This window comes from Nonomuraea sp. NPDC051941, from assembly GCF_044593615.1.
Map to the genome: position 1 here is coordinate 1 of NZ_JBIUCF010000039.1, position 24105 is coordinate 24105.

17 protein-coding genes and 1 pseudogene are annotated in these 24105 nt (G+C 71.6%); 12 read left to right on the top strand and 6 right to left on the bottom strand.

Annotated elements, in window-relative coordinates; all coding sequences use genetic code 11:
* Positions 1 to 378: 378 nt before the first annotated feature.
* From ACIHFD_RS46425 to ACIHFD_RS46440, 4 genes and pseudogenes are all read left to right on the top strand, one after another.
* A pseudogene (locus ACIHFD_RS46425) lies at positions 379 to 618 on the top strand (nuclear transport factor 2 family protein); the annotation flags it as partial.
* A 43-nt stretch (positions 619 to 661) separates the two neighbouring features.
* Positions 662 to 796, top strand: coding sequence for a hypothetical protein (locus ACIHFD_RS46430; protein ID WP_397372428.1), 135 nt, complete (start codon positions 662 to 664; stop codon positions 794 to 796).
* A gap of 24 nt (positions 797 to 820) precedes the next feature.
* Positions 821 to 2131: a lanthionine synthetase LanC family protein gene (locus tag ACIHFD_RS46435; protein ID WP_397372330.1), complete on the top strand. Its 1311-nt coding sequence runs from the start codon at positions 821 to 823 to the stop codon at positions 2129 to 2131.
* 111 nt (positions 2132 to 2242) lie between these two features.
* Positions 2243 to 4528, top strand: coding sequence for a HelD family protein (locus ACIHFD_RS46440; RefSeq protein WP_397372331.1), 2286 nt, complete (start codon positions 2243 to 2245; stop codon positions 4526 to 4528).
* A gap of 22 nt (positions 4529 to 4550) precedes the next feature.
* Here ACIHFD_RS46440 and ACIHFD_RS46445 read toward each other — a convergent pair whose 3' ends face one another.
* Positions 4551 to 4997, bottom strand: coding sequence for a MarR family transcriptional regulator (locus ACIHFD_RS46445; protein ID WP_355198798.1), 447 nt, complete (start codon positions 4995 to 4997; stop codon positions 4551 to 4553).
* A gap of 105 nt (positions 4998 to 5102) precedes the next feature.
* Between ACIHFD_RS46445 and ACIHFD_RS46450 the strand changes: the two genes are divergently transcribed.
* Complete coding sequence (locus ACIHFD_RS46450; RefSeq protein ID WP_397372332.1) at positions 5103 to 8348, top strand: efflux RND transporter permease subunit; 3246 nt, start codon at positions 5103 to 5105, stop codon at positions 8346 to 8348.
* 106 nt (positions 8349 to 8454) lie between these two features.
* Here ACIHFD_RS46450 and ACIHFD_RS46455 read toward each other — a convergent pair whose 3' ends face one another.
* Positions 8455 to 9435 (bottom strand): helix-turn-helix domain-containing protein, encoded by a 981-nt coding sequence (locus ACIHFD_RS46455; RefSeq protein ID WP_397372333.1) that lies wholly within the window; start codon positions 9433 to 9435, stop codon positions 8455 to 8457.
* 1221 nt (positions 9436 to 10656) lie between these two features.
* On the opposite strand from ACIHFD_RS46455, the gene ACIHFD_RS46460 reads away from it, so the two are divergent.
* Positions 10657 to 11310, top strand: a complete 654-nt coding sequence (locus ACIHFD_RS46460) for a class I SAM-dependent methyltransferase (protein ID WP_397372334.1) — start codon at positions 10657 to 10659, stop codon at positions 11308 to 11310.
* A 15-nt stretch (positions 11311 to 11325) separates the two neighbouring features.
* Here ACIHFD_RS46460 and ACIHFD_RS46465 read toward each other — a convergent pair whose 3' ends face one another.
* The gene (locus ACIHFD_RS46465) at positions 11326 to 13359 is read right to left on the bottom strand and encodes a BTAD domain-containing putative transcriptional regulator (protein WP_397372429.1); all 2034 of its coding nucleotides are present in this window, start codon (positions 13357 to 13359) and stop codon (positions 11326 to 11328) included.
* Positions 13360 to 13831: 472 nt separating this feature from the next.
* Between ACIHFD_RS46465 and ACIHFD_RS46470 the strand changes: the two genes are divergently transcribed.
* The 3 genes from ACIHFD_RS46470 (at position 13832) to ACIHFD_RS46480 (ending at position 16670) form a co-directional block, all read left to right on the top strand.
* Positions 13832 to 14704 carry an alpha/beta fold hydrolase gene (locus tag ACIHFD_RS46470; protein ID WP_397372335.1) on the top strand — a complete coding sequence of 291 codons (873 nt, stop codon included), beginning with the start codon at positions 13832 to 13834 and terminating at the stop codon, positions 14702 to 14704.
* A 138-nt stretch (positions 14705 to 14842) separates the two neighbouring features.
* Complete coding sequence (locus ACIHFD_RS46475; RefSeq protein WP_397372336.1) at positions 14843 to 16039, top strand: cytochrome P450; 1197 nt, start codon at positions 14843 to 14845, stop codon at positions 16037 to 16039.
* Positions 16040 to 16061: 22 nt separating this feature from the next.
* A complete protein-coding gene (locus ACIHFD_RS46480) occupies positions 16062 to 16670 on the top strand; it encodes a TetR/AcrR family transcriptional regulator (protein WP_397372337.1) in 609 nt (202 codons plus the stop codon).
* A 68-nt stretch (positions 16671 to 16738) separates the two neighbouring features.
* On the opposite strand, the gene ACIHFD_RS46485 is transcribed toward ACIHFD_RS46480, so the two are convergent.
* Positions 16739 to 17119, bottom strand: coding sequence for a hypothetical protein (locus ACIHFD_RS46485; RefSeq protein ID WP_397372338.1), 381 nt, complete (start codon positions 17117 to 17119; stop codon positions 16739 to 16741).
* Positions 17120 to 17183: 64 nt separating this feature from the next.
* Positions 17184 to 18434 (bottom strand): alpha/beta hydrolase, encoded by a 1251-nt coding sequence (locus ACIHFD_RS46490; RefSeq protein WP_397372339.1) that lies wholly within the window; start codon positions 18432 to 18434, stop codon positions 17184 to 17186.
* Positions 18435 to 18539: 105 nt separating this feature from the next.
* Here ACIHFD_RS46490 and kstD point away from each other — a divergent pair, with 105 nt between their 5' ends.
* The 3 genes from kstD to ACIHFD_RS46505 all read left to right on the top strand — a co-directional run bounded on the left by kstD (position 18540) and on the right by ACIHFD_RS46505 (position 23109).
* Positions 18540 to 20297 carry a 3-oxosteroid 1-dehydrogenase gene (gene kstD / locus ACIHFD_RS46495; protein ID WP_350734378.1) on the top strand — a complete coding sequence of 586 codons (1758 nt, stop codon included), beginning with the start codon at positions 18540 to 18542 and terminating at the stop codon, positions 20295 to 20297.
* Between the two features lie 41 nt (positions 20298 to 20338).
* Positions 20339 to 21199, top strand: coding sequence for an LLM class flavin-dependent oxidoreductase (locus ACIHFD_RS46500; protein WP_397372340.1), 861 nt, complete (start codon positions 20339 to 20341; stop codon positions 21197 to 21199).
* Between the two features lie 71 nt (positions 21200 to 21270).
* Positions 21271 to 23109: a serine hydrolase domain-containing protein gene (locus tag ACIHFD_RS46505; protein WP_397372341.1), complete on the top strand. Its 1839-nt coding sequence runs from the start codon at positions 21271 to 21273 to the stop codon at positions 23107 to 23109.
* A gap of 16 nt (positions 23110 to 23125) precedes the next feature.
* Here the strand turns inward: ACIHFD_RS46505 and ACIHFD_RS46510 are convergent, their stop codons facing one another.
* The gene (locus ACIHFD_RS46510) at positions 23126 to 24025 is read right to left on the bottom strand and encodes a hypothetical protein (RefSeq protein ID WP_397372342.1); all 900 of its coding nucleotides are present in this window, start codon (positions 24023 to 24025) and stop codon (positions 23126 to 23128) included.
* Positions 24026 to 24105: the final 80 nt, after the last annotated feature.

Consider the following 24105-nt stretch of genomic DNA (forward strand, 5'->3'; position numbering starts at 1 on the left):
CCGCGTCCTCGCCCGTCATCACGAGGTGGGAAAGACTGCTAAACGCGCGGCATCACTCACCGAGCACCGCGAGCAGGCAGGTTAAACGACAAGCTAAGAGCTTCATCTTATTGCTCCTTTCTATATTGCAATTTGCACTATAGCAGAGAGCCGTAGAGGGTTTCGGCGGTGCCGAAGCCGCAGCGCCGGGCGATGGCCTCGACGGGGTCGTCGCGTTCGACGAGCGCCCGCTGTGCGGCCTCGACGCGGACACGTTCGACTAGGCAGCGGGAGGGATGCCCAGTTCGCTGGTGAAGCGTCGTTGCAGGTGGCGTCGGCTGATCTTCGCGCGTGCGGCGAGGTCCGAGATGCCGTGCCGGGCGCCGGGTAGGCATGGCGATGACCGTGGAGCGCCTGGCGGAGTTCGGCGCGGCGTGGCGGGACAAGGACCTCGACCGGCTCATGGAGTTCATGACCGACGACTGCGTCTTCCGGGCCTCCGTCGGGCCCGAGCCCGGCATGACCTGCCGGGGACGCGCCGAGGTGCGTCGAGGCTTCGAGTTGATGCTCGCCTACGACGCGGGCTTCGAATTCCACGACGGCATCGCGTTCGTCGCGGGCGATCGCGGGGCCGGGCAGTGTTCTACACGCGTACGGTCCACGGCGACATCGGCCAGGCGTGGTGATGGGGTACCACAAGAACCAGTACACCACCCGGCAGCTGCGCGAGCACGGTGTCGAGGTGATCGAGCTCGAGGGGTTCGAGCGCCGATTGGCGGGCGGGGTTGGATGGGGGAGAATTGAGGTCGTTCACTGATCGGGAAGAGCCCTCGGGTGCGTCATGAGCCTGGATCCGACCCGCGCGTCCGCCGGAGCCCCGCTGCGTGCCGCGATCGGGGCCGCGCGGTGGATCAGGACGGCGGCCGCGGGTGACGCGCGGGCGCGGCACTGGGTGGGCAACCCCGACCCGCGGGGCCGCTCCGCGCTGACGCCTGAGCCCGCCTCCCTGTACGGCGGCGCGGCCGGCATCGTGCTGTTCTTCCTGGAGCTGGCCGCCGCGACCGGGCGGGAGGAGTACCTGGAGGACGCCCGGTCGGGCGTGCGCTACCTGGTCGAAGCCGGGCCCGGCGTCGGAGACGTGACGTTCCACCACGGGCTGGGCGGGATCGCGGTCGCCCTGTGCGAGGCCGGGTGGGTGCTGGGCGACGGTGTGGCCGAGGAGGCGGCCGTGGCTGCGCTGGACCGGGTGGCGCGGGCGGCGCGGCCGATGGACGGCGGTCCCGGCTGGTCGGGGGATCCGGCGCAGCGGGGCGACGGCGGTGTCGTGCTGGCGCTGCTGCACGGCGCCTCGATGCTGGGGGTGCCGTCGTACGCGGAGCTCGCGGCAGAGGCGGGGCTGCGGGCGGCGCGGCTGGCGGTGCCGGGGCACCGCTTCGGCGACTGCGAGGGCCTGCCGGCGGACGCGGTCACGCCGGGCTTCCTGGCCGGTACGGCGGGGACGGCGTTCCTGCTGGCCCGCCTGTACGGGGTGAGCGGGGATGCCCGGTTCCTGGAGGCGGCGCGCAGGGGCGCGGATTTCGTGCGCTCGGTCAGCGTGCTGAGCGGCCGGCGAGCGCTGGTGCCGCACCATCTGCCGCAGGGGCGAGGGCTGCACTACCTGGGGTTCTGCTCGGGCTCCGCCGGAGTGGCGCGGACGTTCGTGGAGCTGTACCGGGCCGGGGGTGACCCGGCCGACCTGGAGTGGGCCGAGCGGCTGGCCACGGGGATCGTGACGAGCGGCGTGCCGGGACGGCGGGTGCCCGGGCTGTGGGACACGGCCTGCCAGTGCTGCGGGCTGGCGGGGCTGGTGGAGCTGTTCGTCGGATTGTGGGCGGTGACGGGGCGGGAGGCGTACCTGGGCTTCGCCCGGACGCTGGGCGAGCACCTGGCGGGCAGGGCGAGCGGCGACGGCGGGGGCCTGCGGTGGTACCAGGCCTTCGAGCGGGTACGTCCCGGCGTGGTGAGCGCGGACACCGGGTACATGGCGGGCGCGGCGGGCATCGGCACGGCGCTACTGCACCTGGAGGCGGTGGGGCGGGGGCGGCGGGTGATCCTGCTGCCGGACAACCCGTTCCCGGCGATCCAGGCACCTTCCGGAATGCTGCCCGAATAACGCCCCGAATGACACAACGAGGAGATTGCGCGCAAGCGCGCGCGGCGTTAAGCTCGATTGCCCAATTTAGGCAAAGGCTTCACAATCCTCCGGTTAGGAGTATACCAGCGAATGGCTAATCGTCAAGATGGTCTTGCGGAAGCCCTTGACAGCGAACAGCGTACTGTGTCGTGGCTGTACGGCCGGCTCGACGTCGCCAGAGGGCGGGCGCAGGCGGCGCTGCGAGACGTGTACGCCAGGGCCGGCGGCACCCGCCAGGCGATGGTCGAACGCGAGGCGATGGCCTCGGAGCAGGCCAGGAGGCTGGCCCAGCTGAACGCGGTCGAGCGGGGCCTGTGCTTCGGCCGCATCGACGACGGCACGGGGCAGAGCACGTACGTCGGCAGGATCGGGCTGCGCGACGAGGAGCACGAGTCGGTCCTCATCGACTGGCGGGCGCCGGCCGCGCGGCCGTTCTATGTGGCCACGGCCACCGACCCGGGCGGGCTGGTGCGCCGCAGGCACCTGCACCTCAAGGACCGCACGGTGGTCGGCATCGACGACGAGGTGTTCGACCTGGAGGGAATGAGCGACGGCGACCGGCGCGCGCTCGTCGGCGAGGCGGCGCTGCTGGCGGCGCTGCGCCGGGGCAGGACGGGCCGGATGGGCGACGTGGTGGCCACCATCCAGACCGAGCAGGACCGGGTGATCCGCGCCTCGCTCCAGGGAGCGCTGGTGGTGCAGGGCGGCCCGGGCACCGGCAAGACCGTGGCGGCACTGCACCGGGCGGCGTACCTGCTCTACACCCACCGCGACACCCTTGAGCGGCGCGGCGTGCTGGTGGTGGGCCCCAACTCGATGTTCCTGCGCTACATCAGCCAGGTGCTGCCGGCGCTGGGGGAGACGCAGGTGGTGATGACCACGGTCGGGGAGATGTTCCCGGGGGTGCGGGCGAGCGCGGCCGACGGGCCGGCGACGGCGGTGGTCAAGGGCGACGCGCGGATGGCCGACGTGGTCGCCCGCGCACTGGAGCTGCGCCAGCGCGCGCCCGAGGGCGATCTGGTGGTCGAGCTGGACGGGCTCAACCTGCGGGTGCCGCACGCGACGTGCGTGCGGCTGCGCGACCGGGCGCGGGCGGTGCGGCTGCCGCACAACATGGCGCGCAAGCTGTACGTCACCGAGCTGCTCAAGGAGCTGGCCAAGGCCGAGGCGCGGGCGCTGGAGGAGTCGCTGCACATCGAGGAACTGGTCATCGAGGACGAACCGGAGCTCGCGCAGCCGCTCGACCTGGAAGGCGACCTGGACGAGCTGGATCTGGAGCTGGCCTCGCGGCGGCTGTGGGGCGAGCCGGAGATCCGGCGGGCAGTGGACGACCTGTGGCCGGAGCTGACGCCTCAGCGGCTGATCTCGGAGGTGCTGGCCTCGCCGGAGACGCTGTGGTCCGTGGCGCCGTCGGGGCTGGATTGGCAGGAGCTGGTCCGCCCGGTGGACGCGCCGTGGACGGCCGGGGACGTGCCGCTGCTGGACGAGGCGGCCGAGCTGCTGGGCGAGGACGACTCGGAGCGCCGGGTGGCGACCAGGCGGGCGTCCGAGGAGCAGGCGTCGGAGGAGCTGTACGCGCTGGAGGTGCTGCAGAGCACGGGGGTGCTGGAGGAGGGCATCTTCGACCGGGCCGACGTACTGGCCGAGCGGCACGCGGACGACGGGCTCGGGCTGACGACGGCCGACCGGGCGGCGGCCGACCGGACGTGGGCGTACGGCCACGTGATCGTGGACGAGGCGCAGGAGCTGTCGGCGATGGCCTGGCGGATGATCATGCGGCGGGTGCCGGCGAAGTCGCTGACCGTCGTCGGCGACCTGGCCCAGACGGGGTCGGCGGCCGGGGCGCGGTCGTGGGGGGAGGTGCTGGACCCGTACCTCGAGGGGCGCTGGCGCGAGGAGCGGCTGCTGGTCAACTACCGCACGCCGGTGGAGATCATGACGGTGGCGGCGGACGTGTTGCGGGCCTTCGCGCCCGAGCAGGAGCCGCCCGAGTCGGTGCGCGAGGGCGGCTCACGGCCGCTCGCGGTGCGCCTGCCGGTGGCCGGGCTGCCGGGGCTGGTGGACGGGGAGCTGGCCTCGATCGGCGAGGGCCGGGTGGGCGTGGTGACCTCGGACGCGCGGCACGCGGAGGTGGCCGGCCTGTTCCCGGAGGGTGACCTGGACGCGCCGGTGGTGGTGCTGACGGTGGGGCAGGCCAAGGGGCTGGAGTTCGACGCGGTCGTGGTGGTGGACCCGGCGGGGATCATGGGGCAGTCGCCGATGGGAGGTCAGGACCTGTACGTGGCGGTGACGCGGGCCACCCGGCGGCTGACCGTCGTGTACGAGGGGGAGCTGCCGGAGGTCCTGTCCGGGCTGGCTTCCGAATCTACAACGTAAAGGCGGCGGCCTGAAGTACGGGTCATTCGTTGTAGAGCTTGTCGGCCACCGCGCGGATGGTGCGCGTGATGTGGTCGAGTGAGCGCAGGGTCTCGGTGTCGAGGTGGTCCAGGATGCGGCGATAGTGTTCGAACCCGGAGTCCTGGATCTCCTCGATCAGGGCGGTGCCGGCGGGGGAGAGCTCGGCGCGGCGGACGCGGCGGTCGTGGGGGTCCTCGTGACGGGTGACGAGGCCGTGGGCGACGAGCCGGTCGACGAGGCCGGTGACGGTGCCGAGACTGACGCCGAGGTGGTGCGCGAGCTCCTGGCCGGAGGCGGAGCCGTTGAAGGCCAGGAGCATGATGACGTGGAGTTGTCGCATGGTCAGGTTGGAGGTGAACAGCGGGGACTGATGCTGGGCGAACAGCCGCCCCATGCCACGCTGTGTTTCGCTGATTCGACGGATCAGGTCTTCGCGTTCGTCGCTCACACTCACCTCTCGCTTCCTGAGAAGGTTATCAGGAAAGCTCGATCTGTCTAAATATTCGTTCGAGGCGAAGTGTTAGTCTGGGGCGAACTCTTGGAGGGGACGCCTATGACCGCATTCGCCCGTTTGAGCCTGGTCAATCGCAGCCTTGTGATATTGCTCGCGCTCGTGCTCAGCGCGTTCGGCGCGTTCACGATTCCGCAGTTGAAGCAGCAGTTGCTGCCGTCTTTGAGCTTCCCTGGCGCGTTCGTGGTCGCGGCGTATCCGGGTGCCTCGCCCGAGATCGTCGAGGACCAGGTGACGAAGCCGATCGAGGACTCGTTCCAGGGCCTGGACGGCATGGAGAAGATGACCTCGACGTCGAAGGAGGGCCTGGCGCAGATCCAGGTGGCCTTCGAGTACGGCACGGACGTCGAGTCCTCGCTGAACAAGATGCAGCAGGCCATCACCCGGGTCTCCCTCCCGGACGGGGTGGATCCGCAGGTGGTGGCGGGCAACACCGACGACATCCCGGTGGTGGTGCTCGCGGTGGGCGACGGCGGCGACGAGCGGGCGATGGCCGACAAGCTGCGCCGGATCATGGTGCCGGAGCTGCAGAGCGTGGAGGGCGTACGGGAGGCGTCGGTCACGGGCACCCGTGACGAGGTCGTCACGATCGAGCCGGACACCAAGAAGATGGCGAAGGCCGGCGTGTCGGCCTCGCAGATCCCCGATGTGCTGAAGGCGAACGGCACGCCGATCCCGGCGGGCACCCTGACCGCTGACGGCAAGTCGCTCACGGTGCAGGTGGGTGCGCGGGTCGACTCGGTGGCCAAGCTGAAGGACCTGTACCTGACCCCGGCACAGCCGGCGGCCACCCAGCAGCAGCCGAGCCAGGCCCAGGCCCAGGCCCAGGCCCGCCCGCAGACCGGGCAGCCCGGCCGGCCGGGCCAGTCCCCGGCGGCCCTCGCGCAGCAGCAGGCGCCCAAGCCCAAGCCGCTCAAGCCGGTCAAGCTGGGCGACGTCGCCGAGATCAAGCAGGGGCTGGCGGACGCGACGACGATCACCCGTACGGACGGCAAGACGAGCCTGGGCGTGTCGGTGACCATGGTGCCCGACGGCAACGCGGTGTCGATCTCGCACGACATCCGGGAGAAGCTGCCCGAGCTGACCAGGTCGCTGGGCGACAGCTCGGACACTGCGGTGTCGGTGGTGTTCGACCAGGCGCCGTACGTGGAGGAGTCGATCCGGAGCCTGACCACCGAGGGCCTGCTGGGCCTGGCGTTCGCGGTGCTGGTCATCCTGGTGTTCCTGCTGTCGGTGCGTTCGACGCTGGTGACGGCGGTGTCGATCCCGCTGTCGGTGGTGATCGCGCTGATCGTGTTGTGGGCGGGCGACTATTCGCTGAACATGCTGACCCTGGGCGCGCTGACGATCGCGGTGGGCCGGGTGGTCGACGACTCGATCGTGGTGCTGGAGAACATCAAGCGACATCTCGCGTACGGCGAGGCCAAGCTGCAGGCGATCCTGACGGCGGTGCGCGAGGTGTCGGGCGCGGTGACGGCCTCGACGCTGACGACGGTGGCGGTGTTCGCGCCGATCGCGATCGTGGGCGGCATGGTGGGCGAGCTGTTCAGCCCGTTCGCGATCACGGTGGCGGTGGCGCTGCTGGCCTCGCTGGTCGTGTCCCTGACGGTGGTGCCGGTGCTGGCGTACTGGTTCCTGAAGGCGCCGGACCTGACGCCGGAGCAGGCGCGCAAGCAGCGCGAGGAGGCCGAGGCCAAGGAGCTGCGCTCGCCGCTGCAGCGGGCCTACCTGCCGGTGCTGCGGTTCGCGACCCGGTTCAAGCTGGTGACGATCCTCATCGGCGTGGCGGTGTTCATCGGCACGATGGGCCTGGCCGGCGGGCTGCAGACGAACTTCCTGGACTCCTCGGGCCAGAACACGATCTCCCTGTCGCAGAAGATGCCGGTCGGCACTGACCTGGCGACCACGGACAAGGCCGCCCAGCAGGTCGAGGGCGTGCTGAAGGACCTGGACGGCGTGGAGACGTACCAGGTGAACGTGGGTGGCGGCAACGCCATGCAGGGCGGCGCGGTCGGCGGCGGCGCGGACCGGGCGTCGTACTCGGTGACGGTCAAGGAGGGCGCCGACCCCGACAAGGTGCAGCAGGCGCTGCGCGAGCGGATCGACGGCCTGTCGGGCGTCGGCGAGGTCACGGTGGGCGGCGCCGGCGGGGGCGGGTTCTCCTCCGACACGATCGACGTGATCGTGCAGGCACCCGACGCCGAGACGCTGCGCACGGCGACCGACACGGTCAAGACCGCGATGGGCGAGGTGTCGGGGCTCACCGAGGTGTCCTCCAACATGGAGACCAGCGCGCCGCGGGTCGAGGTCGCGGTGGACCGGCAGGAGGCCGCGGAGCGGGGCCTGTCGGAGGCACAGGTGGGGCAGGCGGTGGCGCAGGCCTTCCGCGGCGCGCCGCTGGGCCAGATCACCCTGGACGGCCGCTCCAGCGACCTGGTGCTGCGCGGCGCGGACGCGCCGGACGACATCAAGGCGATCAAGGACCTGAAGCTGCCGACGGCGGCGGGCATGATCAAGCTGTCGACGGTCGCGGACGTCAAGGAGGTGGCCGGGCCGACGCAGGTGACGCGGATCGACGGCGAGCGTTCGGCCACGGTGTCGGCCAAGGCGGCCGACTCCGGCAACCTCGGCGCCGTGACGCAGACGCTGACGACCAAGCTGAACGGCCTGTCGCTGTCCGCGGGCGCCACCTATGAGATCGGCGGCGCGTCGGCCCAGCAGTCGGACGCGTTCTCCGACCTGGGGCTGGCGATGCTGGCGGCGATCGCGATCGTCTTCCTGATCATGGTGGCGACGTTCCGCAGCTTCGTCCAGCCGCTGATCCTGCTGGTGTCGATCCCGTTCGCGGCCACGGGCGCGATCGGGCTGCTGGTCGCCACTGACACCGCCCTGGGCGTGCCGGCGCTGATCGGCATGCTGATGCTGATCGGCATCGTGGTGACCAACGCCATCGTGCTCATCGACCTGATCAACCAGTATCGCGAGCAGGGCATGGGCGTGGTGGAAGCGGTCATCGAGGGCGGGCGGCGCAGGCTGCGGCCGATCCTGATGACGGCGGTGGCCACGATCTGCGCGCTGACGCCGATGGCGCTGGGGGTGACCGGCTCCGGCGGGTTCATCTCGCAGCCGCTGGCGATCGTGGTGATCGGTGGTCTGATCAGCTCGACGCTGCTGACCCTGGTGCTGGTCCCGACGCTGTACACGATGGTGGAGCGGGCGAAGGAGCGGATGCGGCGCAAGCCGGCCGAGCCCAAGCACGAGGCGAAGGTCCTCACCCCGACCTCCTGACAGAGGCGGCGCTCTTTGCCCGGTGGGGTCACCGCACCCCGCCGGGCAAACGGCTTTCCCGACTCAAGGGTGCGGGCGGTGGCCGGGCCTGCCGTTACGGGCATCTTCAGTCTGAATGCACTGCCGCGGACTGCTCGCGGAATTGGCGCGGCGGGAGGCCATAGGCGTGGCGGAAGGCCTGGCTGAAATGCGCGGCGTTGGTGAATCCCCATCGGGCTGCGATCGCGTTGATCGGGCGGGTGGCCAGCTGGGGGTCGGCGAGATCGCGCCGGCATTGTTCCAGGCGGCGTTGACGGATCCAGCCGGCGACGGTGTGTCCCTCCTGCTGGAACAGTTTGTGCAGGTAGCGCAGGGAGATGTGGTGGGCGGCGGCGATCGCGTCCGGGTTCAGGTGGGGATCGCCCAGATGGTCCCGGATGAAGGCGTGGATCTGGGCCATCATCGCGCGCCGCCGGTTGTGGGGTGGCACCCCGTTCTCGGCGTCGAGCACGTTCGCCAGCACCAGGGTCAGCACATCGAGGGTGAGGGTGGACAGCCGGGAGGTCTCCGCCGGACTGAGGTCGGGCATGTGCCGGGCGAGTTGCAGCAGGAACTGTGACGACAGCGCACCGATGGCCTGGGTGCCGGGGATGCGCATGGCACTGAGGCCCCGCAGGTCCCGGGAGGGCAACGGCAGCAGCGAGCGGTGGAAGTGCAGGATCATCACCCGGCTCACCGGAATATGCGCCGCATGCTCGACCTGGTAGGGACGCGAGGTGTCGACCAGGACCAGATCCCCCGAGCCGAGATCCGTGCGGCGGCCGTTCTGCGTCACCGTGCTGCCGCCGCTGACGGTGCAGGCCAGCTCGAACAATTCAGGGTCGGCCCGCCGGATGAGCCTGGGTGTGCGGTGGGCCGAATGCGGCACTATGGTCGCCAGCGTCGCCTGCACCGGGCCGAACTCGCTGAATCCGACGTGCGCCCGGAATCCGCTCTCCATCCGCGGGTCGCAGCGTAAGTCGTAGGGCACGTGGAGCTTCGAGTTCATCTCCCGCCAGTAGGCGAACCGCTCTTCCGCCGGGACCTCGGCGGTGCTGATCACGTCCATATTCCCCACCACAGGATCGGGGGCACGGGCCGGATCAGCATTGCTCGGGCAAGGTTGCCGACGCAACTGTTATTGCCGCCGTACTTGTCGTAGCCCGTCACCGCCTCGGTTGTGCGGATGGGCACGGCCGTCGTGGTCGCCGCCGCCCGCGGTGTCGTCTCGCCGGGGACGGTGCTCGCTCCCACTGGCTGTCAATGGTCCTGTACGGGGTGCAGGCCGCTCCCTGGGAGGCTCGAGAACGCGATCAAGGAGCTGTCGCCGGCCGCTCGGGCCGCAGCTACTCCGAGGCCGCTGCGTAGGCGATGAGCGTGATCTTCGCGTCGCTGTGGTCGGCTGTCGACATTCTGGCGGTTACGTCGATCCCCGCCAGGTGGCGAATGCGGGGGAGGGGAGGGCGGATATGGGGGTGCCGACCGGATCATGACCGGAGCTCTACCGCTGAGCTTGCACGCCAAAAGGCGCGCAGCGGGGACTTGAACCCCGCGACCGCCGGTGCCGGAGATAACCGAACGACTTCGACCCGCCCTCCCCTGGTCGTCAGCTTTGCCGGAGGCACGGATATGGGACTCCGGCCGGGTGCCCAACCGATCTGGGCGCCGGCCGCACGAGAGAGCGGCCGGAAGGAGTCGAACCTCAGGTAACCGACCAGATTCGACCCGTGCCACCGGCAAAGCTGACGAGGGGACCGGTGAGGTCCGGAGAAGGCGCGGATATGAGATGTTCACCGGTATTAGGTGCTCTGCCAACTGAGCTACCGGAGCGTTGCCCCGGGCAGGACTCGAACCTGCGACCGCCCCATTATGAGTGGTAACCGACGAACTTCGACCCGTGCCCTCACCGAACCACACCGGTGGCCGCCGAGCTGAGAACGAGTACGGATATGAGAAGCGGCACCGGATGTGATCTTTTTTGCAGAAAGAGATAACCGATGCAGTTCGACCCGTACTCGCACCAGGCCCAACGGATGTGAGGGACCAGCGAGGTAAGACGCTAGCGCACTCGTCGGCGGGTCTCGATCGATTTTCGTGCGATCGTGATCACCCGTCGGAGAGCGTGCTGGTCGGCTCGTCAAGCCGGGCCAGGACGTGTGGATCTCGTCCCGGCGACTGGGTGAATCCGGCCTGGCGGAGCCGTAGGTGCTGTTGGGGTTGGCGTAACGGCGGCCGGGTGGCGGTGCAACGGGGCCGCGACCGTGAATGATGATCGCTAAGGTTGGTCGTCATGGCGCTGCTGTCTCACCTCGACCGTTTCAACAAGCGGCATCCGTGGAGCCACAACGACCACTACGGCGGCTGGGTCGTCGGCCAGGTGGCCGCGTCCGGGGCCGGCCACGTCCTTGACGTCGGGTGCGGCACGGGCAACCTCGTCGCCTTGCTCCGCCGCCGCGCCGCCACCGTCACCGGGCTCGAACCCGACCCCGCGACTGCCGGGGCCGCGGCGGAGCGCTTCGCGGACGACCCCGCGGTCACCATCGTCCAGAGCGACTTCGCCAGGCGTGACCCGCAGCGGCGCTGGGACGCCGTCACCCTCGTCGCCGTCCTGCACCATCTCCCGCTGGTGCCCACGCTGCGGGAACTGCGCGGCTGTCTCGCCCCGGGCGGGCGTCTCGTGGTCGTCGGCTGCTACCGCGAGGCGGGGCCCGCCGATCTGCTCGCGGCCCTGCCTGCCATGGTCGCCAACCCGATCATGGGGCTGGTCAAGCATCCTGCCCGCGCCGACGCGCCGCCCCCGCACATGACGGCGCCCACCGCCGAGGCGCAGGAGACCCTGGCCGACATCAGGGCCGCGGCCGCGCAGGAGGTGCCCGGCGCCCGGGTCCGGCGTCGCCTGTTCTGGCGGTACACCCTGGTCTACGACGCTCCCGCCGAGGCCTGAGGGCTTGGGGAGCACTCAGCGAAGGAGATCGAGGTGGTGGGAGACCGGGCCCAGCGTGAGGAGGCCGCTGCCCGCTCCGGCCAGCTCCGCCGCCGCGGGTGCGAGTGCGGTGCGGGCGCGCGCCATGGTCTCCCTGTCGCCGACGGCCGCGGCGGCCCGCGCGACCAGGCACCACATGGCCTCCAAGAGCAGGTCGCGCGGTGGGTCGGGTACGTCACGCAGCTTCGCCGCAGCCTCGTGGCGGTGTCCGAGCCTGAGGAGGACCAGCGGGCGCGTCCACGGCTCGTAGGGGCCGAAGTCGGCGTCGTCGGCCGAGGTGGGTGAGGTGTGGCGCAGGCGCAGGCTCAGAAGGGCGAGCGGCAGGAGACCGTGTTCCAGGCCGGGCATGCCGGCGCCGTCCAGGCGGGCGGCGGCGGATCGGTAGGCCGCCTCGACCTCCTGCGGCGGGGCCTGGCCGGTCGCGTCGAGGCGCAGCGCTCGATACCACTGGGTGAACACGCCCACCAGCGGCAGCTCGTGCCGCGCGGCCAGGTGATCGGCGGCGGTCGCGTGGGTGTCGGCTCCGGGGAAGTCCGCGAGCGCGCTGCGGGCTTGGAGGCGGATGAGGTGGCCGAGGACCTCGTAGGTGACCAGGCCGTGCCGGGCCGACAGCGCGATCAGCTCGGCGCCGATGGCATCCCGGTCGGGCGCCAGGCCCGCACGGTGGAACGTCTGCATGAAGACGCCGTTGAGCGCGAACGCCAGCAGGCCCGGGTCGTCCAGGCGGCGGGCGAGCACCTCCGCCTCCCGGGCGGCGATGGGGCCTCGTGCCGCGTTCGTGCCGCGGGACTCCAGGGCGATGGTGGCCAGCAGTCGGGCTCGCACCGCATCACGGGCCCCCAGCGGGGAACGCGCCCCGTCAGCGGGAGTGGCAGTGCCGGGGACGGCGGTGGCGGCATCCGGTGGGAGGGTGGTGGCCGGGCTCGAGGTGCTCGGTGGGAGGGTGGCGAGGGTGCGTTCGGCGGCTGCGATCACGTGGCTTGCCTGGTCGGGGTCGTCGAGGCGGGTCCAGATCGCGGGTACGTCGTAGGCGCCGATGACGCGGGCCGTCAGCTCCACGTCCCCCAGTTCCTCGGCCGCCGCGATGGCCGCCACCCGGTGTTCGCGGGCCGCTCGCAGGCCGCCGCCACCTGTCACCGCGAGGTCGCGCATCAGCCCCACCGTCGACTCCAGCCGGGCGCGCGCACCCGATGGCACGCTGCGGTCGTAGGCGGCGGCAGCCCGCGCCCACACCGTGTCCGCCGGGCCCTGACGGCCGGGGGCGAGGTGAGGGGCGTGGTGGAGGATGTCCGCCTCCAGGCGGGTCAACCCGGGACCGGGGTCCACGCCCAGGTGCTCGACCAGCAGCTCCCGCGCCCGGCGCAGCACCGCGAGCGAGTCGCCCTGGCGGCCGGTACGGTACAGCGCCAGAGCCAGCAGCCGCCAGCCCTCCTCCCGCCAGGGATGTTCGGCGACGTGGGCGTCCAGGTCGGGGACCGCCTCCCCGGCCAGTCCCAGGTCCAGGCGGGCCTCGGCCTGGCGTTCGACGGCGTGCAGTTGCAGCTCCGTCAGGCGGGAGCGTTCGGCACGGGCCCAGGGCTCGTCGGAGAAGTCGGCGTAGGCGGGCCCGCGCCACCATCCCAGCGCCTCCTCGACGCGGGGGAGCACGTCAGCCGGCGACCCCGAGGGGGTCACCGCCCGTTCGAAGCGCCAGGCGTCCACCGCGTCCGGTTCCGCGCGCAACGCGTACCCCGGCCCTTCGGTGACCAGCAGCCGGGCCGGGGACCTGGGCGGGCGCTGTGGCTCCAGCGCCCGGCGCAGCGCCGCCACGAACGTGCGCAGCGCGCCGACCGCGTCCGGCGGCGGGTCCTCCCACAGGTCCGTCACCAGGTGGGCGACCGGTACGACGCGCCGCCGGGCGACGATGAGCCGGGCCAGCACCGCGCGATGGCGCGGCCCCTTCAAGGCGATCGGGTCCCCTGCGCCGTCCCAGGCGGCCACCGGCCCCAGCACGCCGAACGTCACCTGCACTGCTCCCGTCACCCCCGTCTACCGGTCATGCCGACCGACCGGTCCGTCGGCCGCTACCAGCGTCCCCGCTGGTGGCGGGCGTCCTTTTGCGCCTCGGTGCCGAGCGGGCAGGCAGGCGCCTGAGCGGGGCCCGGCCGTGCCTGCCACTGGCCGTGTCCGCCGCCGGTCTCGGGTGCCGCCGGTCTCAGACGCCGCAGCCCGATGCCCGAACGGCCGCTCCCGGTTGCGGACCGCCCCTCGGTACGGGCCCGGTCATGGCTCACTCCCGAGTACGGCAGCGCCGCACCAGGTAGGCGGACCTCGCACACCGGCAGTGCCGTGCCAGATGGCAAGCCTCGCACACCGGTAGCCCCACTCCACGCAGGGTCAGCCAGCCTCAGGTCACGGTAGCGCGCTGATCGGATGCTCATTCACGCCCGGCACGCTGGATCCCTCCCCCACCGGAACAAACCGACCGAAAGAGAGGGCCATCGTGGTCATCGAAGGCTTCACCTATCACCGCGTCCCCGTCGCAGACGGCGTGTCGCTCAGCGCGGCCGTCGCGGGGGAGGGCAGCCCGATCGTGCTGCTGCACGGCTTCCCGCAGACGCACCTCATGTGGCGGCACGTCGCCGCCGACCTGGCCACCGACCACACGGTCATCTGCCCCGACCTGCGTGGTTACGGCGCCAGCGACAAACCCGCCGAGACCGGACCCGGCGCCTACGCCAAGCGGACCATGGCCGCCGACGTCGTGGCGCTGGCCCGCGCGTTCGGGCACGAGCGGTTCGCCCTGGCCGGGCACGACCGCGGCGCCCTGGTGGCCTTCCGCGCCGGGCTCGACCACCCGGCGGCGATCACCCACCTGGCCTGCCTGGACGTGCTGCCGACCGTGGACATGTGGGACGTGATGCGCGGGGCGTCGGCGGCGGTCGGCTTCCACCTCTACCTGATGGCCCAGCCGCCCGGGCTGCCGGAGGCGATGATCGCGGCCTGCCCGGACGTGTTCTTCGGCCACTTCCTCGACGCCTGGACGGGAGACGCGCAGGCGATCCCCGCCGAGGTACGTGCCGCGTACCTGGAGGCCTGCCGCGAGGCGATCCCCTCGATCGTCGCCGACTACCGCGCCTCGGCCGGCATCGACGCCGAGCACGACCGGGCCGACCGGGAGGCGGGCAGGCGCCTGCAGATGCCGGTGACGGTGCTGCAGCAGGACTGGGGCGCCGCCCTCGGCTACGACGCGGCGGCGCTGTGGCGGGCGTGGGCGTCGCGGCTGCGGCACGACACCGTCGGCCACGGCCACTTCATGGCCGAGGAGGCGCCGGCCGAGATCGCCAAGGCCCTGCGGGAGCTGCTCACCCGCTGATACGAGGCCCTGGGTGAGCTGGACGCGACCACAACACCCGGACCGGCTCGACCCGCTGACCGGCTCCGCTCGCTCCGGGCCCGAAAGCAATAGACTTCTATCGTTTTCAGGCCACGGTCGATCCCCCGAGGAGCTGGCATGAGCGAGCCTGTAACCCTGCCCCTGTACATGCGCCGGAACGCGTTCGACCCGGATCCCGAGGTCGCGGTGGCGCGCGACAAGGACGGCGTCCGGCGGGAGAAGTCCCCGTTCGGCCTCGACGTCTGGATGGTCAGCCGCTTCGCCGACGTCAGGGAGGTGCTCGGGGACTCCGGGCGCTTCAGCAACGCCCAGCGCAACGTCTTCAGGGCCCCCGGCATGCCGAAGGTGAGCCCCGAGGAGATCGAGCGGTTCCGGGCGGGCAACCTGCTCGCCTTCGACCCTCCCGAGCACACCCGGCTGCGCCGGATGCTGACGCCCGAGTTCACCATGCGCAGGATGCGCCGCCTGGAGCCGCGCATCCGGGACATCGTCACCGAGCACCTGGACGCCATGGAGGCCGCCGGGCCGCCCGCCGACCTGGTCTCGGCCTTCGCCCTGCCGGTCCCGTCCCTGGTGATCTGCGAGCTGCTCGGCGTCCCATACGCCGACAGGGGCGACTTCCAGCAACGTACGGGGAAGATGCTCGACGTCTCGCTGCCCATCCAGGAGCGGGGCGCCGCCCAGCTCGAGTCGCGCGCCTACATGGCCGAGCTGGTCGCCCGCACCCGGGCCGAGCCGGGCGAGGACCTGCTCGGCATGCTCGTCCGCGAGCACGGCGACGACCTGAGCACCGACGAGCTGGCCGGCATCGCCTCGCTGCTCCTGCTGGCCGGCCACGAGACCACCTCCAACATGCTCGGCATCGGCACCCTGGCCCTGCTGCGCCACCCCGGACAGCTGGAGCTCCTCAGACGGGAGCCCGAGCGGATCAACGCCGCCGTGGAGGAGCTGCTGCGCTGGCTCAGCATCGTTCACACGGGCACGTTCAAGGTCGCCACCACCGACACCGAGCTGGCCGGGCAGCCGATCGCGGCGGGTGACCTGGTGGTGTGCGCCCTGCCCGCGGCCAACCGCGACCCGGCCTACATCGCCGACCCCGACCGGCTCGACATCGGCCGCGGCGACATGGGGCACGTGGCCTTCGGCCACGGCGTGCACCACTGCCTGGGCGCGCCGCTGGCCAGGATGGAGATGCAGATCGCCTTCCCCGCCCTCTTCGAGCGCTTCCCCGGCCTGCGCGAGGCCGGGGAGCCGGCCGAGTTCCGCGCCTTCAACGTGGTGTACGGGCTGCGTTCGTTCCCGGTGGCCTGGTGACCGGCTGCTAACGTGACGGATCGTGCACGAGCAGGGACAGCGAGCCGACGCGCTGCGTAACTCGGACAAGATCGTCCGGGCCGCGATCGCGAGTCTGCGTGAGAGCGGCCCGGCGCTGTCCCTCGACGAGATCGCCCGGCGCGCCGGGATCGGGATCGCGACCGTCTACCGGAGGTTCGGCGACCGGGACGGGGTGATCAGGGCCGCGTTCCAGACGTACTTCGCCGAGGAGATCGAACCGCTCGCCCTGGCCGCGCGCGACGCCGACGACGCCGGGAGCGCGCTGACCGAGGCGCTGGCGGCCACCGTGGACACCCTGGCCGCCCACCACGGGCTGCTGCGGGCGGCCCGGGAGTCGGGCGCGTTCACGGTCGACATCGCCGAGCGGTTCATGGGGCCGCTGGGCGCCGTGCTGGCCAGGGCGCAGCGGGAGGGGCAGGTGCGGGCGGACCTGATGGTGCGCGACCTGGCGGCGATGGTCGTGATGGCCCTGGCGACCGTGCATCCAAGCGACCCCGAGCACGCCGATCCGCGCCGCTACCTGGCCCTGCTGCTGTCCGGCGTGCGGCCCTCGCCCGACGAGCTGCCCGTCCCCGTCTGCCCGTCCGCACGCCTCCGAAAGCCTCGCTGAGGGGGCCACGCGGAGTTCCGGCGCCGGTTCGCCGCCGAGGTCGAGGCCGCCCGCCGGGTCGGTGGCTTCTACACCGCCGAGGTGGTCGACGCCGACGCCGATGCCGACCCGCCCTGGCTGGATGACGTCCTCGACAGGCTGGAAGGGCCCGACGCCGTCACCCGCTGGCTCCCACCGGACGTCACCGCCATGATCACCGAACGGCGCACGGCGATCCGCACCCCGACCCCGCCCGGCGACCCTGAACCGCCGAAGCCCCCTGCGCGGGGCGCCGGCGAGGCGGAACGCCCGGCGGCGGCGACCGGTGGCGCGGTGGCTCTGCACGGCATGAGCGCCAGCGCGCAATACCTGCTGACAGGTGGGCGGCTGACGCTGGAGACACCTGTCTCCGTGCTCATCTTCGTCATCGCCCCGCTGACCGCCTTGGTGGCGGCCGGCGCCATGCTCATGGCCCTGCTCCCGTCCACCGGCCGCTGGTGCCTGAGCCCAAGCCGGGCGGGAGGGTCCGGTGCGTCAGGCGTTGGGGCAGCGGGGCGGGGCCGTGCCGTAGGCGTACTGGAGGAAGTCGGTCAGCATGGCGGGCCAGGAGTTCCAGTCGTGGCCGCCCGTGCCGTAGCAGTAGCGGTGGCCGACGCCCAGGCCGGTCAGGGTCTGGTCGAAGACGCTCGCGTACGAGCCGAGGATGGCCTCGTTCACCGCGAGGGCGTCGGTGTTCGCCGGGGACGTGGTGCTGTAGGCGCACTCCGCGGGCGCGGGGCCGCTGCCGTCGCCGAGGATGTACTGGCCCGACGGGTCGCGCGGCAGCGACTGGCAGCCGCCCGCGTACAGGCCGAGCCTGCCGCTGAAGGGCGCGTACCTGCCCTCCGTCACGAGCACCGCCGGGTTGGCGGCGGGCCAGTCGAGGTCTCCGGAGGCGCTGGTGGTGTGCGGCCCGAACAGGGTGTCCAGCCGGTAGACGAGCTGTTGCTGCTGGTCGAGCACGGGCAGCCAGCCGTCGTACTTGTTGACCCGGTACGGCCCCGGGTCCAGCACGGTGATCGCGGCCCCGGACTGCCACATCGAGTCGGAGACCGTCCGCTGGGCGGGCTTGCCGCGCAGGTCGATGCCCGGCGAGAAGGCGCCGATGACGGAGAACACGTCGGGGTGCGCGGCGGCGTACTTCAGCGTGCCGAACCCGCCCATCGACAGCCCCGCCAGGCCCCGCCCCGACCGGCTGGCGACCGTGTTGAAGTTGGCGTCGATCCATGGGATGAGCTGCGAGATGTGGTACGTCTCCCACTTCGGCGCGAAATATCCGTCCGTACGCCCGGCCCAGTCGCTGTACCAGCCGGTCATGCCCCCGGTCGGCATCACCACGATCCCGTCGTACGGGTGGCCGGGCGTGGTGCGGATCAGGGACACGAGGTCGGTCTTGGTCGTCCACTCGTCGTAGTCGTCGCCGCCGCCGTTGATGAGGTAGAGGGAGCGGTAGCGGGTGCTCCTGGCGGGGTCGTACCCCGGGGGCAGGTAGACGCGCACGCTGATCTCGTGGGCGAGCGGGTCGATCGCGGGGGTGCCGCCGGCCGCCTGGAAGATCGCCGTCGAGGTCATGACGACGTCGCGCAGCTCGGAGCCGTCGTTCTGGAGATGTCGCTCGACCCGCACGCAGGTGATGCCGTGGCCGTCCGGCTGGGGGAGCGTGGTCGAGCACGTCTCGGCGTACGCCGTCGTCGCGGGCGCCACGAGCGCTGCGGCGAACAGGAGCACGACGGCCAATCGTCGCATCGCATCTCCTCTACGGACCGTCCCGATCATGGCACCAGGCTTCGGCGGCGGCGTCAACACCCGGCCGCATTGACAGTGAAAACAACCAAGCGCATGCTTGCCGTCATGGTCGAATCCAGCCTCACCCCCCAGGGCCAGAGCCGGCGAGCCCTGTTACGCGGGGCCGCCGTGGCGGGCGGCGCAATGGTCGCGGGCGCCGCGCTCGGCAGCGCGCCGGCCCGTGCCGAGGTCGAGTACGACGTCGTGGTGGTCGGCGCCGGAGCCGCCGGGATGACCGCGGCGCTGACGGCGGCCAAACGCGGGCTGCGTACCGTCGTGGTGGAGAAGGCCCCGACGTTCGGCGGCTCGGCCGCCCGATCGGGCGCGGGCATCTGGATCCCGTGCAACGAGGTCATCCTCGCCGCCGGAGTCCAGGACACCCCCGCCAAGGCCGCCGCCTACCTGGCCCGCGTCGTCGGCGACACCGTGCCGATCGAGCGGCAGCGGGCCTTCCTGTCGGCCGGGCCGGCGATGATCTCGTTCGTGATGCGCAACAGCCCGCTGCGCTTCCGGTTCATGGAGGGCTACTCCGACTACTATCCGGAGTTCACCGGCGGCATGCCGAACGGGCGCTCCATCGAGCCGGCCCAGCTCGACGGCAACATCCTCGGCGCCGAGCTGGCCCACCTGAACGGCCCGTACATCCAGACCCCCGCGGGCCTGGTGGTCTACAGCGCCGACTACAAGTGGCTGACGCTCGCCGCCGTCAACGCCAAGGGCCTCGAGGTGAGCGCCGCGTGCCTGCTGCGCGGCACCGAGGCCGCGCTGCGCGGCGAGAAGCCGCTGACCATGGGCCAGTCCCTGGCCGCCGGCCTGCGCGCGGGGCTGCTCTCGGCCGGCGTGCCGGTGCTGCTGAACACCCCGCTGCTCGACCTCAAGGTCGAGTCCGGCCGCGTCACCGGCGTCGTCACGCCCGGCGGCCTGGTCAAGGCCAAGCGCGGCGTGATCGTCGGCTCGGGCGGGTTCGAGCACAGCGCGGCCATGCGCACGGAGTTCCAGCGCCAGCCCATCGGCACGAGCTGGACCGTCGGCGCCAAGGAGAACACCGGCGACGGCATCGAGGCCGGCGAACGGGTCGGCGCCGCGCTGGACCTGATGGACGACGCCTGGTGGGGCCCGGCCATCCCGTTGCCCGGCCAGCCGTACTTCTGCCTGGCCGAACGCACCCTGCCGGGCTGCCTGCTGGTCAACGGCAACGGCGTGCGCTTCGTCAACGAGGGCGCCCCCTACAGCGACGTCGTCCACGTCATGTACGACCGCAACAGCGCGTCCGCGCCGCACATCCCCGCCTGGCTCATCGTCGACCAGAACTACCGCAACAAGTACCTGTTCCGGGACGTCGCGCCGCTGCTGCCGCTGCCCGACGAATGGTTCGCCGGCGGCGCCGCGTTCAAGGCGTGGACGATCGAGCAGCTGGCCCAGAAGATCGGCGTCCCGCAGGCGGCGCTGCGCGGCACCATCGACCGCTTCAACGGGTTCGCCGCGACCGGCAAGGACCTCGACTTCCACCGCGGCGACAGCGCCTACGACCGCTACTACGCCGACCCGCTGGTCAAGCCGAACCCGTGCCTCGCGCCGCTGTGGCTGCCGCCCTTCTACGCGTTCAAGATCGTCCCGGGGGACCTCGGCACCAAGGGCGGGATGCGCACCGACGCCCGGTCGCGCGTGCTGCGGGCCGACGGGTCGGTCATCCCGGGCCTGTACGCCGCCGGCAACGCCAGCGGAGCCGTCATGGGCCACAGCTACGCCGGCTCCGGCTCGACCATCGGCCCCGCCATGACCTTCGGGTACGTGGCCGCCAACGACATCGCCGACACGCCTTAAAACGATTGCCGTCCCCCGCCGCGGGCCAGCAGCATGGCGGGATGCACTTCTCGATCAACATTCCGAACTTCGGCGACTTCGCCGACCCCAGGACCGTCGCCTCGGTGGCCGTCGCCGCGGAACAGGCTGGCTGGGACGCGCTGTTCGTCTGGGATCACGTCGTCCACGTCAAGAGCAGGCGGCGGGCGTTCGGCGACCCCTGGATGCTGCTGACGGCGGCGGCGCTGGCGACCACCCGGATCAGGCTCGGCACGCTGGTCACCCCGGTCGCCCGGCGCCGGCCGCAGCAGCTGGCCCGCCAGGTCGCCACGCTCGACGCGCTCAGCGGCGGCCGGGTGATCTTCGGCGCGGGCCTGGGCGGGCCGATCGAGGACGAGTACGGCAGCTTCGGCGAGCCCACCGACCCGGTCGTGCTCGCCGAGCTCCTCGACGAGGGCCTGGACCTGCTCGCCCGCTACTGGAGCGGCGAGCCGGTCACCCATCACGGGCGGCACTTCCGCGCCGAGGACGTGACCCTGCTGCCGCCGAGCGTGCAACGCCCCCGGCCGCCGGTATGGGTCGCCGGGTTCTGGCCCAACCGCAGGCCGATGCGCCGGGCCGCCCGCTGGGACGGCGCCGTCCCGCTGTTCGGGCCGGGCTCGCACGGATACGGGCCGCCCGTCGACCAGGTGCGGGAGCTGGCCGCGTACGTACGTGAGCAGCGCGAGGACGACGGCCCCTTCGAGCTCGTCGTCGGCGGCGTCAGCCCCACCGGCGCCGCCCAGTCCCGCGACCTGCTCGGCCCGCTCATGGACGCGGGCGCCACCTGGTGGGACGAACGCCAGCCGATCGACGGCGCCGACCTGGACCGGCTCGCGCCCGTGCTGCGCCGCATCGAGCAGGGCCCGCCCACCGTGGGGTGAATCGAGGAGTGTCTGCGGTCTGCCATGATTCAAACGCAGTTGGTGACCATTGCCCCCTGAGGAGTTCCCCCTTGGACCGCAGACATTTCCTCACCCTGACCGGCGCCGCGGGCCTGGCCGCCGTGGACTTCGCCCGGCCGGCGCTGGCGGCGGGCTACCCGTTCGCCGACGCGGGTGTTCCCGATGAGCTGCATGCCAAGATGGGGGAGCTGGCGCCGTACGGCGTCACCACGGTTGCGTTCACGCCGTCCGGCGGCTGGGTGATCGTCACCCAGGACGGCCGTTATTTCGCCCGCGGCGTGCCCGACGCGTGTTTCGCGGAGCTCGGAAAGATGGTCAAGGCCGGGGCGAAGATCCACTGCGTGGCCTTCCCGCCGGAGGGCGGCGACCGCTGGATGATCACGAGTGACAAGGGGATGGCGGCGCGCGGCCTGCCCGAGGCGTGCCACCAGCGCGTCAGCGACTCCTACACCGCCGGTCGGCAGGTCGTGCACGTCGCATTCCCGCCGGCCGGCGGCGACCGCTGGGCGGTGGCCGACACCACGGGCTTCTACGCCCGGGGCGTCGACGACGAGTGCTACCAGATGATGCGCAACCTGACGCAGGGCGGGCGCCGCCTGACCGGCGTCGCCTTCCCCAAGGGCGGCGGATGGGTGGTCGTGGCGCAGGACGAGTTCCACGCGCGCGCCATCGACGACGCCTGCTTCAAGAAGCTGAACGAGCTGGCCGCCGGCGGCTGGCAGCTGCACAACGTCGCCTTCTCCGCGGCCGGCGGCTGGGTGGCGAGCACGCGCGGCAAGGTGCCGGCGCTGCCCGCCGACCGGGTGCGGCAGGTCGAGAACGCGGTGGGCGGCGCGACCATCTGGCAGCGGATGAACGCGTGGAAGACGCCCGGGGTGGCCGTCGCGGTGGTGGTCGGCAACAAGATCGCCTGGTCCACCGGGTACGGCTGGCTGGAGGCCGGCAGCGGCGCCGCCGCGCACCCCGAGACCGCCTTCCAGGCCGCCTCCATCAGCAAGGCGGTGGCCGCGGTCGGCGTCATGCGCCTGGCGCAGACGCTCAAGCTGCCCCTGACCGGCGACATCCGGCCCCACCTGGGCTGGACCCTGCCGCGCCGCGACTGCGTCACCTCGACGGCGGTGCCGACCATCGACCGCGTGCTCACGCACCGGGCCGGCCTCATCGGCCGCGGCTCCACCTCCCCGGCCGACGCCTGCACCGGCTTCGACACCGGCGGTGGCGGCTTCGCCGGCTACGGCCCCGGCGCGACCCTGCCCTCGCTGCTGCAGGTCATGAACGGCGAGGGCAACTCGCCGAAGATCGAGCTCACCACCGCCCCGGGGGCCGAGTTCCACTACTCCGGCGCCGGGTTCGTGCTGCTGCAGCGGATGGTGGAGCAGAAGAGCGGGCTGTCGCTGGCGTCGTACATGGACAAAGAGGTGTTCGGGCCGCTCGGCATGAAGAACAGCTCCTACGCGCTGTCGCCGGGCTTCGAGCTGGCCGCCGGCCACACCGCAAGCGGCACGGTGATCTCCGGCAAGCGCAACCGCTACCCGGAGTCGGCCGCCGCCGGCCTCTACACGAACGTCCTCGACCTGTGCCGCCTGGTGTCCTACCTCAACAAGGCGTGGACCGCCTCCGGCGACATCGCCGGGCCGCTCACCAAGGCCTCGGTCCGCACGCTGCTCACCGCGGGTCCCGAGCCCACCATGGGGCGGGGCTTCTTCATCGCCGGCTCCGGGACGAAGAACTTCTCCTACACCCATGACGGCTCCAACTACGGCTTCAAGTCCGTGTTCAAGGGCTATCCGGAGCTCGGCGCCGGATACGCGATCCTGGCCAACGGCAACAACATGGGCCTGGTCAACGAGATCGCCGCCGCGGTCCGCTCGGTCTACGGCTGGGCCTGACCGGCTACCGCCCGCCTCAGGAGCAGGACGGCTTGTTCGCGACGTTCAAGGTCTCGAGCCTGATCGAACCGTCGGCCGGAAGGGCGATGGCGCGGGCGCCGGGGGTGGTGCCCCAGCAGGCGGGCACGACGAAGTATCGCTGGTTGGACTCGATCAGGAGGCGCAGGCCGGTGTACCGGTAGCGGAACTTCGCATTCGGCTCCGTGAGCGGGGTCTTCTGGATTCCCGGACCCTCCAGGTTCAGTTGCTGCGGCGCGTAGACCACCACGGCCACCAGTATTTCTTCCGGGTGTTCCCGGATCTGCTTGGCATCCTCCTTTCCCATTTCCCTCGCGTGGTCATCCATGTACCACAGCATCGGGAGCAGCGCCAGGGCCACGAGGGCTGTGCGCTGGACGATCTGACCGGTGGAGGACATCACCTGGCCAGAGTGGAGCGTGGTGTATAGGTAAATGCTGTAAACCAGCAAGATCGCGCCGAGGCTCAGGAAGAGGGGCTTGACGAAGAGTGGCTGATGCCAAGACCTGGGCCAATCGGCCATGGCTGCCACGGCCACCGCTAGGCTGACGGCTCCGAGCGTGGAAAGTGCCAGGATGGTCCACCCCAGAGCGGTGCGATGCCAGAGGGTGAATCGGATCAGTACCCCGTGCACAAAGGGCGCCATCAGGAGCAGCAGGAGGACTATCGCCAGTGGCTCGTCGGCCACCTTGACGCTACGCATCACGTACTCCTGGAAGGGGAAGCTCAGCATGCTGGAGTTGATCCCGAGTTCCGAGTACATGGTGTTGAGGCGGATCGTCCCGATGTACATCAGGACCGACGCGATGAAGGTGGTCGGCGCGACGATCTGGGCGAGTATGCGACCCACGCGGGCGATGTCCTGACCGGGGCCGTCGCCACCGCCCGCCTCCGCCATTGGACCCTCCCCCCGATCCCTCGCGACCTCCTCTTACCGCGCCGGGACCCGCCCCACTCCGGAGCGACCCGCGGCTGACC